Source organism: Sinomicrobium weinanense (assembly GCF_018863395.1).
GTDB classification, from domain to species: Bacteria; Bacteroidota; Bacteroidia; order Flavobacteriales; family Flavobacteriaceae; genus Sinomicrobium; species Sinomicrobium weinanense.
The window spans coordinates 1-15,816 of the sequence record NZ_JAHKRR010000014.1 but is presented as its reverse complement, the minus strand read 5'-3'; the positions used below and the strand labels follow the sequence as shown (position 1 = coordinate 15,816).

Sequence of the window (15,816 nt, the reverse complement as noted above, 5' to 3'; positions counted from 1 at the left end):
TTTATTTTTGTTCTTGTTGCAAATAGGTTTTGCTTGTTATGATTTTTGCATACAGACCGTCTAATGCATTAAGACCAGCCAAATAGGATTCGGTCACTTGTTCAGCCGGGATTATTTTTCCGTTCAGTTCCCGGTCTCTTGTGGTCACCGCATCTGCTATAATGGTATTGTTAAAACCATAATCCATTGCTGCTCGTGTTGTTGCATCTACGCAAACATCGGTCATCATACCCAAAATTACTAAATTTGAAATATTGTTTTCTTTTAAATAATCCAGCAGTTTAGTATCCCTGAAACTATTAGGGTAGTTTTTGGTGATGATTTTCTCGGTTTTAAGCGGTGTTACACTTTTGTGAATTTCTGCTCCTTTGGTATTGGGCAAAAAGAACGTAGCACCATCTTGGAGAGCAATATGTTTTACGTGGATTACAGGCATATCATTATCTCTGAAATACGAAAGCATTTTAGTTGCATTTTGTGCCTTTTCATCTGCTGATACCAGTTCCATTGTTCCTCCCGGAAAATAATCATTTTGAATGTCTATGATTACCAAAGCGGTTTTGCCATTTTCGGCAAATGGTGTCGTTTCCGTTGTGTTTTGTGCCATAATGTTTTCTTTTTGATATTCGTTTTTCTGTTGTTTACACGATGTAAGCGCTAAAGCAAATACAATTACTGTCAATGTTTTTTTCATCATTTATAGTTTTATCTTACCGTTCAATTAACTATGGCACAAATGTATAATGACACTTCTGAACGATCAGTTGAACAAGTTCAAGAAAGAAGAAAATGAGAAGAGCAAGTCAACACAGGCCTTATTGTCTTTCGCAGGAACAATTTCAAAAATTATGAACTGCTGTATTCCGTTATCGGGAGCATCGCGAGCATCTTTTGTCACTTCTTTCAGCCACCTACGGCCTGGTCTTATAATATATAGTCCTCTTCGATCATCATCAATATGTAGGCTGATAACCAAATTAAGGATACCCGTAACATAATTTAGTTTTTCATACTCCTCCTTTGAGGAATGGGGGAAATTTTCTTATATATTTATAAAAAGTAAAAACATACGAACCAAACCGTTAATCAGAATTAAACCAAAATGACCGAACAAGAAGTGAGAGATAAAATACTTGAGATTTTTAAATCAGAAAGAAGTAATTCTTCCGCTGATTTTGATGAAAATCATTTTATGGACTTCTTGACTCATCCGGCACATCAAAAAAATACAATCAAGAATTCATTTAGAGGAGTTAGAAAGTATCATAGGTTTATGGATAAACTTGAATTGGAATTTGGAATCTGTTTTAGTCTTTCAGATTTGGACACCTATTACAGTATTGACAAGTTGGCCAAAAAAGTGTTGGAAAGAATAAAAAAAGGAAGAGGTAACAAAATGATTCTTCAAAGAAGGAATGAAGAGAAAGAAAAATACATCTTTGAAACAGCGCTCACAATTATTCTTGTTGGATTGTTTTATTGGGAAGGAATTCATTGGATTTCAATTCTAACAACAATCGTATTTGGTATAATGATTTATTGGATTTTAAACAGTAAAATTTATAATAAAAGGCACATCAAAAAAATGAATAAAAGATTGATGATCGATAAATAGCTCATACAACAAAGATGGCTATAATTCATTGCTTTTGACTTCCCTCTTAAAAATCTTTTGCAAATTTACTATCTTCGGTTTACGGCGAAAAATCCGCGAGGATTTTTAGTATGGTGTACTTGCAAACTTAAATGCCAGGCCAAGCAACTACCCATAACCAAGATCTTTAGCAACTATTAAAATCAATACGCATTACATGAAGAATGTTTTTTTACTCCTTACTTGTCTTATTATTTTTTCATGCTACGATGAAAATTATGAACAAAAGTTAGTTGGTACCTGGAAAGTTACCCAGGCAAATTTTGCAGGAAAAGGATTCTCTGATGCATCTATTCAATCATTCAAAGAGAGTGCTGAAAAAACCACATATCAATTAAAGCAAGACAAATCGTTAGTGTTTGATTTTGGTAACGGTATGGAACAAAAAGTTCCGGCTAAATGGGATTATAAAGAAGGGATATTTTTCATCATAATTAATGGTAGTATGAAAGAAACATACAAGATATTAACTTTAGATGATCATTTTTTAATTATTAAAAGCCACCCTTCCAGGTCTAAATCTGAATATGTTGAATTACACATGGAAAGAGTTCCTTAAACTTATCCGTACTAAAGAAATAAACATTTTGCCAACAAAGAACCGGTTGAACAAATCTTTAATTCCCGGAAGTCAAACCAGTTTTAAAATGGGACCATTTCAAATGGTTAACCATCAATACTTTTATGCTTGGAGTTTTATGAGAAATACCCACATTGTGTTTGGCAGGGGAAGATCAATCCGGCTTTCAGAGGGATTTGTTTAACCGCATGCATAGACTACACTGATCTTCACATCATAGACCCTACAGAGCCGGTAGGTAAAACCGTTGGTCCCGTTAAACACATCATTGACCGGATAGGGATAGGGTTGGAGGTCCAGCACTTCCACTACGTGCAGTACGCCTTCGGTTTTGATAAAGTCCTGGATGGCTTTTTCTTCTTCTGCGGATAATTCCCCGGTATTTTCCCGGTAATACAGGTAGGGCAGGCAAAAATCGGGGATGCGATAGGTTTGTATTTTCGTTTTCATGGGATTGGTTATTTAGTTATTTGTAAGGATTACTGTGTAGTGGTATCTGGCGTGTGTCCCGGCGGCTGCCGGGAGGTCGTCACCTGCAAGCCAATGTTAAGGGGCTTCCCGGGAAGGGAAACCCCGGTTGGTATCAGTTCATATTCAGGGCTGCCGCCCCGTGTTGTACAAAGGCGTTGCAGAGGTCGAAGGCTTTCTGTCCCCGGTTTTGGGCTGTTCCCCCGAGGTAGATGGATTTCACTTTGGCGTTATCATCTTTAAAGTTGCGCACATTCTGGTAGTAGCCGGTCACGGCGTTGTAGGCCCCGAACACGGTTCCTTTGGTGGTCTGCATTTGTTGGCTCTCGGCGATCATGGCATAGGAGAACACCTGGTCACAGGTATTTTTATAGGTGGTGGACAGCTTGTCCTCCTCCCCTTTTTCAAGGGCTTGCCAGGTTTCCTTATTCGGGCACATGGCCATGCGGATCAGTTGTTTTACTTCTTCGTCTTTAATGCGCACTTGTGCCCATTGGTTAAAGAGGGTTTCGAGTTCCTGGCCAAAGGTATTGGCCAGTCCCATTACTTTATGCGCATCTTTAAGGCGTTGCGCTGCATTGGTGGTATGGCGGATGCGCACCACGTTGGTTTTATTTCTCATGGCGGCATTCAGGGTATTGTGGCATACGATGCGGATGGGGGTAAAGGCAGCGGTAATGCTCCCTGAACCGTCGTGCGAGGTGGTCAGGAAGATGTATTTTTCGGTGATATCATCCCCACCCCCTACGCGGATATACCCGGGGAGTTTGGCGGTAATGAAGACCCGTTCCCCGTTGCCTAGCGCCCCGGCGGTTTCGTAGAGGATGCCCTCTCCCCCGCCTACGATCTCGTCAAAAAAGGCAAAGGCTTCGGTATTCTGTACCACCTGGTAGTCTTTCCCGACCACCCCGAAGGCCTGCCCGGTATCTGTCCGCACGGTGGCGAAATGATCCGGTACGGGGATAAGTTCCTGCGGGCTGCCCCCGGCATCCGGGTTATCCCAATGGGCAAAGACCGGGATTTTGTCCACCTGGTAGTCCAGGCCTGCGAACTGCATGGCCTCCTCACTGGTGGGATAGTCCTGAACGACCTGCCCCAGGCCGTGCCATGCGGTTTTCCGTGTACTGAAAAAGCTGTACTTTCCTGTTTTGCTGTTCAAATTGATGTTGTGCATGATGTAAAAGATTTACGTTAAACAAAGAGTTTGACTACTGCGGTCGGGATTGGTGCTGCCTCCCCTGTGGGGTTTGCTTTGACACGGCTCCCTTTCCCGCCTATTTTTTTTGCCCTGAAAAGGACAAAAAGACAGCCACTAGCCTGCTATCCCGGTGCACGGGGGGCATAAGTCCCGAAGGGGGCCGCAAAGGCGGCATTAAGCGCCCCCCGTCCAGCGGGATGGCTATTTCTTTGCTGTCCTTTTTGTCCCTTTTGGGTCAAAAAACGCTTCCGGGCTACGCTTGTCAGCGGTAGGTTCAGAAAGGCTATGGCCTTCAGAGGGCTTGTAGTATGCGTCAGGGATTGCAGCGGGTACCCTTTTCCCCGGGGGAAAAGATTGGAGCGGAAAGCCCGGCCCGGGGGGAGACGCCCCAAAGCAGAAGATCACAGCGGTGGGCAGGGACGGTATACATTTCAGGGGATTGGGGCGCCCCAGTTTTAAAACTTCCTTTAATTTTAGGGACATCAGCCGACAAACGGTCCCTTAGCGGAGCGATCCGTACTTATCGGCCATGGCATACCGGGTCACCATCGGGGGTATTCCATTATGGATTTCCGTAAAATAGTTTACCTTTAAATGTTTTCCTTTGAACAATGGGGGAAAATCCCCTTTGGGATATGGACAAGGTTTTCTTTTATTTATAGGATGCAAACCGTACCAGGGACACAGCATAACAACGTATTGCTATCCTAAAACCAACTCCGTATAGCATTACGAAACGTTATATTAAGCTGTCAGTGATAAGATGAGAAAAGGAATTTTATTAATACTCTTTTTGACTTTGAACCAAATTGGATTTTCACAAGAAGGAAAATATTTTGGAGAGGAATATGCTTGCACAGAAATTAGCGCAATCAATCACTATTACTGGATTGACTTAAAAAAGGACAACACTTTTGAATATCATATTTTTAATCATGACGACCAGCTAAAGTGTAGGGAAGTTAAAGGAACTTGGAAAGTTCACAATGACACACTTTACCTGACTGAAAATAAAAGAAAAAAATTTTTCTATCTAATTTCAAAGGACACGATAAAAAGTCCAAATAAGGATATTTTTCATAAAATAATGACTGGACAAGACGATGAAATAGTGAATAAGGGCATTGACGATTTTGGACTTGGAATTACCGAATTGGTTAAATTAGAAAAAGTGCTCGACGGAAAAACTGGTTTGACGCGTGAAGTTATACTGGAATGGAGTAACAAAAAATCCTGTCGCTAATAACTAAGCGTTCGTGTGGTCGGTACGGCCACATGAACGCTTAGTTATTGTAAAACGTTTTTTATTTCAATCCTTTTATTGTTTCTTTTAAGTCTTTTATTTCAGACCTCTCTTCATTGATTTTTCTAATCACAAACTCAAGTAACTTTAATATTTTCTCTGATTTTTCAAGACATTCTTTTTCTGTCAGCGAATGAAGTCCTTCAGAAGTTTGATTGTACAGTAACTTAATTGGATTATCTCCTAATACTTTTAAAGAGTTTGGAAGGTGTTGGAAAATATTGTCGTAAATAGTACTAACTTTTGGATTTTCTTTATGCTTATCAAGCAATTTCTGAATTTCAGCGGTATGTGAGTCAGGTAATAGTTTTATGCTCTCTACAATGTTTATTAATTCTTTTTCTATTATTCTTCGAAAATATGCGAACGACCCGATTCCAAAATTTTTATCGAGAGCATTTATTCCTTTGAAATACCATTGATTTGTTTCTCTGTCAAAATAGTTACTTATTATTTTATTAGGAACTCTTTTAATTTCTGGAAAAGCTCCTACCTTTTGAATATAAATATTCGTGTTTGGGTGTTGTTCTGTGTTCTTTTTGTGAAATGCGATATTATCAACGTTATCAATAATATTTGAAATCGGTTTATTTGAATAAACATTTAGGTCGAAATATATATGATATTTATTGCAAGATTTACATTTTCCAATTGCCGTAAATATGTAGTTCAATTTCCCGTCAATAAAGTGGTCATCGTGTATTAAATCTGCTCTATGACTACCAAAATAATGCTTTCTTGCTTCATCTAAATCCAATTCAAAGGTTCTGTTTGCCTGTTCGTTTTCACACCAATATTCAAAAGTTCTTCCAACAAAGTCAATTGGGTCGGTGAAGTCTTGATTCCCAATATAATAATCCTCTAAAAGAATATATTCTTTATAAAGTCCGTAGTTAGTTAGAAATTCTTCCATTGGGTTTTTCAAAATGTTTTACAACTCGTTATACATTAACCTTTCGTATGGATATGCAGAGTTAGTTTCCGGATATCAATACATTGTTCCTTTACAACTTAGCAAATCGTATTGGGTCGCGAACACTAAATCCTTATTCGTTTCATGGCAAAAAAAGCTCGTAAACAATTTTATTTTTATACATTCACTATTCTGTCATTTTTATCTCTACTTGCCATTCCCCTGTCTATTGCTAAAGCAATGCCTTGCCTCACGGCAGCATTTACTTGGCCCCCTACCCTGGCATATTGAAAAACTTTGGCCACTGCACGAACAAGGTCTTCTTCCGGCATACTTATTTGATTCACAAGTAACTCTTTTACAGCATTTGAGATTTCGTAAATCGGTAGGTCTTCTGCATTTCGGCGTTCGGAGGTTTGTGCCGGAATACGGTATACCGTATAGTGTTCCGGAACCTGGTTATCTTTCCAAAAACAAGCGGTTCCATTGCTATCCTTGGTTCTTTGCAACTCCATTTTTTCAAAAATCTGGTCAAGATAAGCCTGAATACGAGATCCCAGCCTAGCTATGCCCCATGCCTCTAATATTCTTTTACATAAAAGCGATTCATTGATAGGGGCTTCTATTGCTATTACCTGTCGTACTTGGTCCATGATCTTCTCCGTACTGTTTTCCGACAAAAAGTCTTCATAGCTCACCTGGTACAAAGGTGTCAATTCTGTAATGGTATAGATCGGATTCTGCCCAGTGCGGAGGTTTTCCTTTACCGGAAGGCTATTAATGAAATTTAAGCTGCTGTTCAGCTTATTTTCAGGCAGGGGTTCAGGTGTCGTTTTTTCTTCAAAAGATTCCGGTATAGAAACATCTACATGGGTCAGTACCGGTTCGGGAGTATCTGTTTCCATATTTTCTGCAACTTTATCCGGAGCTTTCTCTTCTTTCTTCCCGGATTTTAACCTGTCGAGGAATTCGAGAAGGTCCTGTAATACTTCTTCCCTATATTCCCATAGATCCAGGCTCCATATCCTGAAGATATTCCAACCCAACAGTTTTAACACTGAGGGTTGTATCACGTGGCGGTCTCTGGCGCTTTTCCCTGAGCGGTAATTTGCTCCATCAAATAATATCCCGGCAAGATATTCCCCGTCCTTATCCGGGTGGATAACAGCCATATCTACCTGATAACCGGAATTCCCGATATTGGTCTCTATGCTATAGCCCTGTTCCATGAGAAAATCAGCTACGGAGGCCTCCAGGTTTCCTGTTTGATTGTCCCGGGATAAGGTAACAGGAGATACCGGGAGGGCCTTTTTACCTCTTTCAGCAAAAGCCAGAAACGCTTTTAATCCAGCCACTCCTTCCGAGCGTGTACGTGAGAGGTCGATCTGATCTGCATGTAAGCTGGAATAGACTTTCATGGCATACCTTGCCCTAGACACTGCAACATTCAACCTTCTCCAGCCTCCTTCACGATTCAGGGGCCCGAAATTATGAGAGATGTAGCCATTTTTATCCGGACCGTAACATATTGAAAAAAGGATTATATCCCTTTCGTCTCCCTGAACATTTTCCAGGTTTTTGATAAACAGGGGTTCTTCCAGGCTATTATTAATCTCTTCCAACACCGGGTTATTTGCAAATTCATCATTTAACAAATCTTCAATCAGGGTCTGTTGTACCGAACTGAAGGTAACGACCCCTACACTTTTTCTTTTCCCTTGTGGAGCTGTCAACTGTCGTGTTAATTCTTTCACTATGGCAACTGCTTCTGCGCGGTTTTGCCGGGTTTTACCACGGTCATAAACCCCATTTATCCCCATAAAACGTACCCGGGATATACGATCATCGGGAGATGGAAAAGTAAACAGGTTGTTATCGTAATACTTGGCATTGCTAAAGGCTATTAAACTCTCGTGCTGGCTGCGATAATGCCATTGCAGTTGCCTGGATGGAACAGACAGTGCCTGACAATCATCAAGGATGCTTTCCAAATCCTCATTACTGTCATGCTCATCAAAATGTATGGAAGAAAAGAAATTTGTCGGGGGCATTTGTTTAGGGTCCCCTACCACAATTAGTTTTTCTCCACGGGCAATAGCACCTACCGCTTCACTTGTCGGCATTTGTGAAGCTTCATCAAAAATAACAAGGTCAAAGGGGTCGTTATCAACCTCCAAGTATTGTGCTACTGAAATAGGGCTCATAAGCATACATGGTGCTATTCGCGGTAACAAGTTGGGAATTTCGTTAAATAACTGGCGAAGTGATTTTCCCCTGCCCTTACTTTTTATAGCCCGCTGTAATATCCCGGTTTCCGAGGTGGCTACGGTACCTTGCGAGAGTTCGGGAATACGCATGGCCAATTCGGCATAAAGCATTTCCTGGGTAAGTTTTGTAAAGGCCTCGATCCAGGTTTTGAACCTGGATATTCGGGTATCGAAATGCTTTCCATTAAAAATGGATAATTTTTCTTCCTGTTCTATGATTATAGTTGCAAGCGCCCTGTACAGGCTTTTACAGAGTGTATCTTTGATCTCTACATCGGAAAGCTCTCCTTTTTCATACACATCAAGCAGTCCTTTAAGATTCAGGGACATTGCTTTTTTACGCACCTGGGTCCAATGATACCAGTTTTTAAGTTTATCCAAATGCCGGTTCCAACGCATCGCTTTCTCCATGCCAACATCCACCCCGGCATGTTTCTCATACCCCAAGTCGCAGCCGACCAGTTTTTCTATAACTCTTCGCTCTTTTTCTTCCTGTTGTATAACCACAGGCAGTTTACTGAATACGTCACCGTAATGTTCCTTGAAATATACATAGCCCTTGTCGTATAAATGTCCTATGGCTGTTCTTATCCTAAAGGCCTCTTCTTTACCCGGCAACCGTTTTAAAAGTTCCTGTTCCACACGCTGTATTCCCAAAAGGGCTTCGTTGAGTTTATCCCATCTAGGCGTACCATTTCTCCATAAGGGCCCGAGTTTTTCCGTTAGAAAATTTTTATGGTCATCAATCTGCTTTTGGTTTTCCTGATACGACAATAGATCCAGTAGGATCTGATGTATTTCGGTCTTTAGTATTTTCCCTGTTTTCAGGTACCCATACAAGGTTTCCCTCATCTTTTTTTGCGCAAAATACCTTGGCAGGAACCATTGAACGGAAGCCATGTTCCACGCCGTTAGCATTTCCCCGGCAGGGGCTGTTAAGTATGTAGCCTGAAACCGTTCCAGCAACTTATGTTTGAGTTCATCTCTTTTTTCTCCGGCACGTATTAACGGTTGAAGTTCCTCTCCCAACCGATATAATTCCCTTTCGGTAAAGAATTTTTCAGGCACCTGCGGTAGCTCATTAATAATCCGGATCATTTGATTAAAATCTTCCAGCTTTTGATCATCCCAGGAAGTATCGGACCAATTTATAGCGGTTGCAATGTTTTCCAGGAGCTCATTTAAGCTTTTCCTGTGTTTTAAAAATACTTCCAGTTGATCGCCCAGATTGTCCTTAAAGCCACTGTTGTATGTTGAGACCTCAATACCGTACAACGGGTGTTTACTCGATGCCCCTTCACAGATAAGCGCAGCGATTTGCAATTGTTCGGCAACATCCATAAGTTCCTGTACCTGTTCCCTGTTTAATGTTTTGAGTTCATCTGTATCAAACGGTACATGGTCCGAACCCTTTTTACATCCAGAATATGCATTAAAGAGTTCAAAAAGGGAGTACCCGCAGTATTGTCTTTCGTGAAGTTTTTCGGCATATTGGTTGAGTTCGTCCCTTAAAAGGTCCAGTCTTTTGGAGTGACTGGTAAAGTGTTCAGGGATTTTACTTTTGGCAACTTCCATCACCTTACGGAACTGTTCCAACACTTCAGACTTTCTCGCCTTATTGGAATGCAATTCCAGGCAGAAGGGCGCCAGGCCTATAGCTTCGAGGCGATTTTGTACTACGGACAAAGCGGCCATTTTCTCGGCCACAAACAAGACCCTTTTGCCCCGGTACAACATATTGGCTATCATATTGGTGATGGTCTGTGATTTCCCGGTTCCCGGAGGACCATGTAGTATAAAACTCTCTCCGGAGACTGTGGCTGCGATAGCCTGCAATTGCGAAGCATCCGCACTGATAGGGAGCAGGAGTTTTTCATGGCCGTATTTACGATCCAGCTCTTCTTCCCGGGTGTATTTTAGCGGGGCTTCCAGGCTTCCTTTAATGAGCCCTTTAACAATAGGGTTCATTGCGAGTTTTTCAGCATTGGAATGAATATCGTTCCACATGATGAACTTACTGAAAGAAAAAGTACCGAGAAAGATTTGTTCTTCTACATCCCATCGCGGAACGGACATGATCGTCTGCCTGATGATATTAAACACCAAGTTAACATCCACGCCACTTTCGTCCCTTGGCAAAGGGTCCAGTCCTGAAAGGGAGAGGCCGTAATCCTGCCGTAACTTTTCCAGGAGTGTGACATTCAGCACCGTTTCTTCCTCTCTGCTACGGATGATGAACCCTTTTTTTACTGATTTCCGGATAATTTCAACCGGCATGAGCATTATGGGGGCAAACCTGGGTTTCTGGCTGGATGGTGTTTCGTACCATCGCAGTAAACCGATAGCCAAGTATAAGGTATTGGCGCCATTTTCTTCCAGCGCATGCCTGGCATTCCTGTAGAGGTTCAACAATCCTTTATGCAGTTCCTCTTCGGTAAGGTATACCCTCAGGCGATGTTGCTTGAGTTCTTTCTTAACCAGCTGGAGAATGGGGTCCTTATGATGCAGTGCCTGGTAGACCCCTGTATTTCTCAGCGGGTTCTCCCAATCTTTGGGCTTTGCCAGGATTTGAAATTCTTCCCCCTCAGCCATTGCATCTTCCAATTCATTAGGAGGAACGGGTATGAGCTGTAAGGAGGACCTGGTCATTCGGAGGTTCAACAGGTTATTTCGTAAACTAAGGTCGAGCAATTTCCTTTCCCATAGCTGCTGTTTACCATAGTCTATTTTTTTTACATGCTGCAACTCAACAACACTCTCAAGAGCTACCGGGCTTCGTAAATCCACGGGGTCTTCAGAAGGATGGTCAAAGGTTATGATCTCCCAATCCTCTCCCTTTTTCCTACGCAACGGGACAGGTAGAATACCACTAAAACGGCTTCTGTGTATATCTATAAAATACAAAAACTTATCCAAATCATTGAAATGATTCGCTGCTAGTTCCATGGCCTGGTCAAAAGAAGGAACATTGCCTTCATTCATGGCCGTTGCCTCGATGAGTATAATTTCATTGATCCCACTTACCATCCTTTTGGTAAGCAAACTCGGATCGTCATTGACGGCATCGGGGAAGGTATCATCGATGAGCCAGGCTCCGACAAAGGCATGTCCTTCAATAACGACCAGGATAGGATGGATTCCCATAGCTTCCAGGGCAGATGCGTATAAAAGAGACATTTCCAAACAATTTGCCATCTTTGTTTTCAATACCATATCGACCATCCGAACGCGTTGTCCGATCCCTCCAAAACTTGCTGGGACAGTACAGTAGGTAATGTTTTTTTCGGCAATGGTTTTATACAGTGCTGCCATCAATTTCTTTACCCGGTCCGGGTCCTGGCTTTGATAGTCGTCCAAAGCGGAATTATCCGTCCATTGCCGCATGGTCACAGAGGTTGCTTTCAACAGCGGGGCCAATTCGGGTAGGTTAGGCATTACAAAAGCGGAGATCATTTCAGGAAGCACGCTGCTTCCGAGCCATTGGTCATACGCCAGAATGTCAAGGGGGTGGGTTTGATTGTAAATCTCCTCACCGTCCACCATCACGGTCAGGCGTAATCGCGAGCAAAGCTTTTCTGTTAAGGTGTATATAAATGACGGATTCAGTGTTAAATTGATCGTTTCCGGTTCATATAAGGTATCCGGAGGTAGCTGTTCGGCAAAAAGCTCGATGGGTTCGGCAAAATCATCTTCAGGAGTTATATTAACCTTGAGGTGCTCCCATTGTTTATCCGTATCATTTTTAATAGCCAATGATTTTAATACGGGCACATGATTTTGGTATAAAGCATAGCTTACCGCCGGAATATAATCGAAAACAATAATTTCTTGAGTAGTTTTATCTATCATACCGTACATTTAAAAGCGTAGAAAAGCTATCCAATATAGCAAAAAATAGGTTAAATCCGGTTCTTTATGCAAACACAACGGCTATTTTCCTTTGGACACCAAGCACAACATTGCTTTGAACCGCTGTAAACATACATTATGGATTTCTAAAAGCCTTACGGATATCCTTAAAAACATGTTTTTACAATTCAAAAGCCCTTGAAAATCCCTTTGATTTTTAATTCCTGAGAGAAGATGGCTTAACTTTCTTATAAAATACCCTTAACCGGTTTTCCTTATTTATTTTCCAGAAGACCATATTACCTTCCGCTAACAATTCTCCGGCTGGGTCGGCCATGGCACTATTATTAGCCATCCTCACTATCGAAGTTGCTCCATTATGGATTTCCGTAAAATAGTTTAACTTTAAATATGTTCCTTTGAACTATGGGGGAAAATCCCCTTTGGGATATGGACCAGGTTTTCTTTTATTTATACCATACAAAGAAGACCAGGAACAATGTATTGTTATCCGGAAATTAACTCCGCATATCACTACGAAATGTTAATAGCTAGCTGAACATAAAGCAGGAAACTCAAAATAAAAAATAATCTATGACACGGACATCTACTGATTTTTCTGCGAAAGAGCCTTCCTTAGGATACTTCTACCAAATAAAATATGCCCTACTAATTCTTTTAAGTCAATCTAAAGAACTTGACAACCCTAAAATACGTATTGAAAACCTTGATGATATTGAAATTGAGGATATCAACAACTTACAACTATTGCAAACTAAGCTACACATAAAGAATAAAGCGAATCTTACTGATTCTAGTGTTGATTTTTGGAAAACAGTAAGAATATGGTCGGAATATATAAATGACGGAACCATTGAATTAGATACAACGATTTTCAATCTAATCACAACCGAAGAAATTCCAAGTTCTAGTGTTCTTCATAAATTTAAATCTAATATTACTTTAGACAGTGATGCTTTAGAGGTAATAAAAAAACTTGACAAAATTTCAATTGAATCTACAAATAAAACCAATGAAAAAGCTTATTTAGCCTATCAAAGTTTATCACTCGATAATAAAAAAAGTCTGGTTAAACGCATTAGAATTTTAGATAATTCAATTGGAATAACTGAAATTAATGATAGAATAAAAAAGGAACTTATTTTTTCTACATATCCAAGTACCATAGACGCATTTCTTGAAATTTTAGAAGGATGGTGGTTTAGAAAATCTATCGATAATTTGACAAGTCAAATTGACTTTATTAGTGCTAGTGAATTACAACTAAAAATTGCCAACATAAGCGATTCTTTTCAAGCAGATAATTTGCCAAACCATTTCCCTGTTCAATTAGAAATAACTGACGAAGATGTGGAAAGCTTAAAAGAAAGAAATTTTTTGAAGCAACTTGAACTAATTAATATAAAAGTAAATTCAAAAACTCTTAAACGTGCTATCAGTGATTTTAGACGTGCGTTTGAACAACGCTCTAAATGGCTGAGACTTGATTTATTGAATCCAGATGAAGAAGAAGAATATGACTTGAAATTACACGATTATTGGAAGAATATTTTTGACATTATGTGCGACCAAACAGAGGATAAAAGTTTAGAAGAATTGGTTGAACTAGGGAGGGAATTCTATATAGGACAATTTGCGAAAACTTGTCCGCAAATTAAGATACGAGAAAAATTTAATCAAGATTATCTAACAAGAGGTAGTTATCAAATGCTTTCGGATTCTAAAAAGATTGGTTGGCATCCAAATTATAAAGATGAGATATGAACCTAAAATGGACAGAGCGAAACAAAATAGTTGCTAATTTATTTAATCCGGCTTTCTGTGGAGAAATTATTAGAGCAACTGCTCAAGAATACAATAAACACACCAATACAAATTTTCCATTTGCATTTGCATTTTTAGTACTGCCAATCGTATTGCACAAAGCAACTAGAGAAAGGATGCCGCGGACTGTTAAAACTTATTTTTTCGTATGGGTAGAAAAAAATGACGATTTATTTTTTGATTTTACGAAACGCTCAAGAAGTATGGTAAAGTACACCAAAGAGGCCCTATCCTTCTTACTTTTTCACAGCAAAATTGAATTTGAAGATAATGCTGGAATAATCGTAACAGAACAAAAAGTTAAAAAGATAAATAAAGACGATTATCAAGAATATAATGAAATTTTAAAAAAAGCAGAAATGCTAGGAAAATGGTTGTCATCTACGAGTGATGTCAAGTCTATTTACTCATTTTTAAGAATCACACCTTAATATGCAGATAAAAAAAATCATCTTATACAGTCATAGTGGAGAAAAAAGAATTTTACCATTTGAGCTCGGTAGAGTCAACATAATAACGGGAGAATCAAAATCGGGTAAATCAGCACTAATTGAAATATTAAATTATTGCTTGGCTTCAAGTGGTTGCGATATCCCCGAAGGAATAATAAGAGATACCGTATCATATTTTGCGGTCTTGTTGACTTTTAAAGATTCAGAGACGGCATTTATTGCACGTGAAAATCCAAATATAAAAGGTATTCAAGCTTCAACAACCGTTTGTCTAATAAGGAATCTAGGAGAAGAATTACCTGAATTAGAAAGTATAAACTCCAATCTGAATGTAGATTCGTTAAAAGAGTTTTTAACTAGAAAGATTGGTATTTCTGAGAATGTTCACGTTCCCGATACTTTAACAAGAGAACCATTAAAAGCCAACTTTAAGCATTCACGCTTTTATTGTTATCAACCACAATATTTAGTAGCTGACCCATATCAACTTTTTTACAATCAAAACAAGGAATTTGTTCCCCAGTCAATTAAAGACACCCTACCATATTTTTTAGGAGCCGTTAATGAAAATTCATTAGCCATTGAAAGTGAAATTACTCAACTTAAAAAACTACTAAACAGACTACTAAGGGAAAAAAGAGAGTCAGAAAAAATTAAAGCTGAGGGAATTAGCCAAGCATTTTCACTTGTCAATGAAGCAAGGGAAATTGGAATTCTGGAAAAATCTGCTAATCCGCAAAACCAAATAGAGGCATACTCATTATTAGAATACGTATCAAAGTGGGAATATCAACCACTTGAAGTTAAAGCTGAAAACTCTGCTTTAAAAGAACTAATTGATAAAAGAGGTGAATTAAGAATTGAGTTAAGCAAAATATCAGATAATAAGAAAGCAGCTACTGATTATCTAAAAAACTCATTTGGTTATTCATCAGAAGCAAAACAGCAAGAAATTCGTTTAGAATCAATTAATTTATATAATGATTCAAGTAAAGATAAATCATTGTGTCCATTGTGTAACAGTAAATTGAACAACCCAATACCTTCGATAGAAAGTATAAATCAATCCTTAGCTTCCATTAGAGAGGATCTAAGATTCACAAAAGCTGAAAACCCAAGAATTCAATCCTATATAGATACTATAGATTCTCAATATCATTTGTAGCCTTCCCTAAAAATAAGACAGTTTAAAATTCGAAATTCTTAACTTTAAACCATTAAACTGTCCGATGAAAAAAAGTAGATTTACCGAAAGTCAGATCATCAAGATCTTAAAGGAAAACGAAC

General features: G+C 39.5%; 11 protein-coding genes. 6 read left to right on the top strand and 5 right to left on the bottom strand.

The window, feature by feature from the left end; translation table 11 throughout:
* Window position 1: 1 nt before the first annotated feature.
* The gene (locus KN811_RS20915; RefSeq protein ID WP_247716577.1) at window positions 2-697 is read right to left on the bottom strand and encodes a cysteine hydrolase family protein; all 696 of its coding nucleotides are present in this window, start codon (window positions 695-697) and stop codon (window positions 2-4) included.
* A gap of 405 nt (window positions 698-1,102) precedes the next feature.
* On the opposite strand from KN811_RS20915, the gene KN811_RS20910 reads away from it, so the two are divergent.
* The gene (locus KN811_RS20910) at window positions 1,103-1,615 is read left to right on the top strand and encodes a hypothetical protein (RefSeq protein WP_187965586.1); all 513 of its coding nucleotides are present in this window, start codon (window positions 1,103-1,105) and stop codon (window positions 1,613-1,615) included.
* A gap of 196 nt (window positions 1,616-1,811) precedes the next feature.
* Window positions 1,812-2,213, top strand: coding sequence for a lipocalin family protein (locus KN811_RS20905; RefSeq protein WP_187965587.1), 402 nt, complete (start codon window positions 1,812-1,814; stop codon window positions 2,211-2,213).
* A gap of 201 nt (window positions 2,214-2,414) precedes the next feature.
* Here KN811_RS20905 and KN811_RS20900 read toward each other — a convergent pair whose 3' ends face one another.
* Window positions 2,415-2,684, bottom strand: coding sequence for a hypothetical protein (locus KN811_RS20900; protein ID WP_187965588.1), 270 nt, complete (start codon window positions 2,682-2,684; stop codon window positions 2,415-2,417).
* Between the two features lie 133 nt (window positions 2,685-2,817).
* On the bottom strand, window positions 2,818-3,879 hold the full coding sequence (locus KN811_RS20895; protein ID WP_187965597.1) for a DUF932 domain-containing protein: 1,062 nt from the start codon (window positions 3,877-3,879) through the stop codon (window positions 2,818-2,820).
* Window positions 3,880-4,663: 784 nt separating this feature from the next.
* Here KN811_RS20895 and KN811_RS20890 point away from each other — a divergent pair.
* Window positions 4,664-5,143 carry a hypothetical protein gene (locus tag KN811_RS20890; RefSeq protein ID WP_187965589.1) on the top strand — a complete coding sequence of 160 codons (480 nt, stop codon included), beginning with the start codon at window positions 4,664-4,666 and terminating at the stop codon, window positions 5,141-5,143.
* 61 nt (window positions 5,144-5,204) lie between these two features.
* Here the strand turns inward: KN811_RS20890 and KN811_RS20885 are convergent, their stop codons facing one another.
* The gene (locus KN811_RS20885) at window positions 5,205-6,116 is read right to left on the bottom strand and encodes a hypothetical protein (RefSeq protein WP_187965590.1); all 912 of its coding nucleotides are present in this window, start codon (window positions 6,114-6,116) and stop codon (window positions 5,205-5,207) included.
* A 176-nt stretch (window positions 6,117-6,292) separates the two neighbouring features.
* Complete coding sequence (gene proA / locus KN811_RS20880; RefSeq protein ID WP_216335013.1) at window positions 6,293-12,232, bottom strand: anti-phage protein ProA; 5,940 nt, start codon at window positions 12,230-12,232, stop codon at window positions 6,293-6,295.
* Window positions 12,233-12,826: 594 nt separating this feature from the next.
* Between proA and KN811_RS20875 the strand changes: the two genes are divergently transcribed.
* From KN811_RS20875 to KN811_RS20865, 3 genes are read left to right on the top strand one after another with little or no spacing between them, the layout of a single operon-like run.
* Complete coding sequence (locus KN811_RS20875) at window positions 12,827-14,017, top strand: ABC-three component system protein (protein ID WP_187967739.1); 1,191 nt, start codon at window positions 12,827-12,829, stop codon at window positions 14,015-14,017.
* Window positions 14,014-14,508, top strand: coding sequence for a three component ABC system middle component (locus tag KN811_RS20870; protein WP_187967740.1), 495 nt, complete (start codon window positions 14,014-14,016; stop codon window positions 14,506-14,508). The genes KN811_RS20875 and KN811_RS20870 overlap by 4 nt, the downstream gene beginning before the upstream one ends.
* 1 nt (window position 14,509) lies before the next feature.
* Window positions 14,510-15,694 carry a P-loop NTPase family protein gene (locus KN811_RS20865; RefSeq protein ID WP_187967741.1) on the top strand — a complete coding sequence of 395 codons (1,185 nt, stop codon included), beginning with the start codon at window positions 14,510-14,512 and terminating at the stop codon, window positions 15,692-15,694.
* The last annotated feature ends 122 nt before the right edge of the window (window positions 15,695-15,816 follow it).

Coding starts and splice junctions, on each gene's coding strand:
- KN811_RS20915 (WP_247716577.1), bottom strand. CDS start 697: ATGATGAAAAAAACATTGACAGTAATTGTATTTGCTTTAGCGCTTACA.
- KN811_RS20910 (WP_187965586.1), top strand. CDS start 1,103: ATGACCGAACAAGAAGTGAGAGATAAAATACTTGAGATTTTTAAATCA.
- KN811_RS20905 (WP_187965587.1), top strand. CDS start 1,812: ATGAAGAATGTTTTTTTACTCCTTACTTGTCTTATTATTTTTTCATGC.
- KN811_RS20900 (WP_187965588.1), bottom strand. CDS start 2,684: ATGAAAACGAAAATACAAACCTATCGCATCCCCGATTTTTGCCTGCCC.
- KN811_RS20890 (WP_187965589.1), top strand. CDS start 4,664: ATGAGAAAAGGAATTTTATTAATACTCTTTTTGACTTTGAACCAAATT.
- KN811_RS20885 (WP_187965590.1), bottom strand. CDS start 6,116: ATGGAAGAATTTCTAACTAACTACGGACTTTATAAAGAATATATTCTT.
- proA (WP_216335013.1), bottom strand. CDS start 12,232: ATGATAGATAAAACTACTCAAGAAATTATTGTTTTCGATTATATTCCG.
- KN811_RS20875 (WP_187967739.1), top strand. CDS start 12,827: ATGACACGGACATCTACTGATTTTTCTGCGAAAGAGCCTTCCTTAGGA.
- KN811_RS20870 (WP_187967740.1), top strand. CDS start 14,014: ATGAACCTAAAATGGACAGAGCGAAACAAAATAGTTGCTAATTTATTT.
- KN811_RS20865 (WP_187967741.1), top strand. CDS start 14,510: ATGCAGATAAAAAAAATCATCTTATACAGTCATAGTGGAGAAAAAAGA.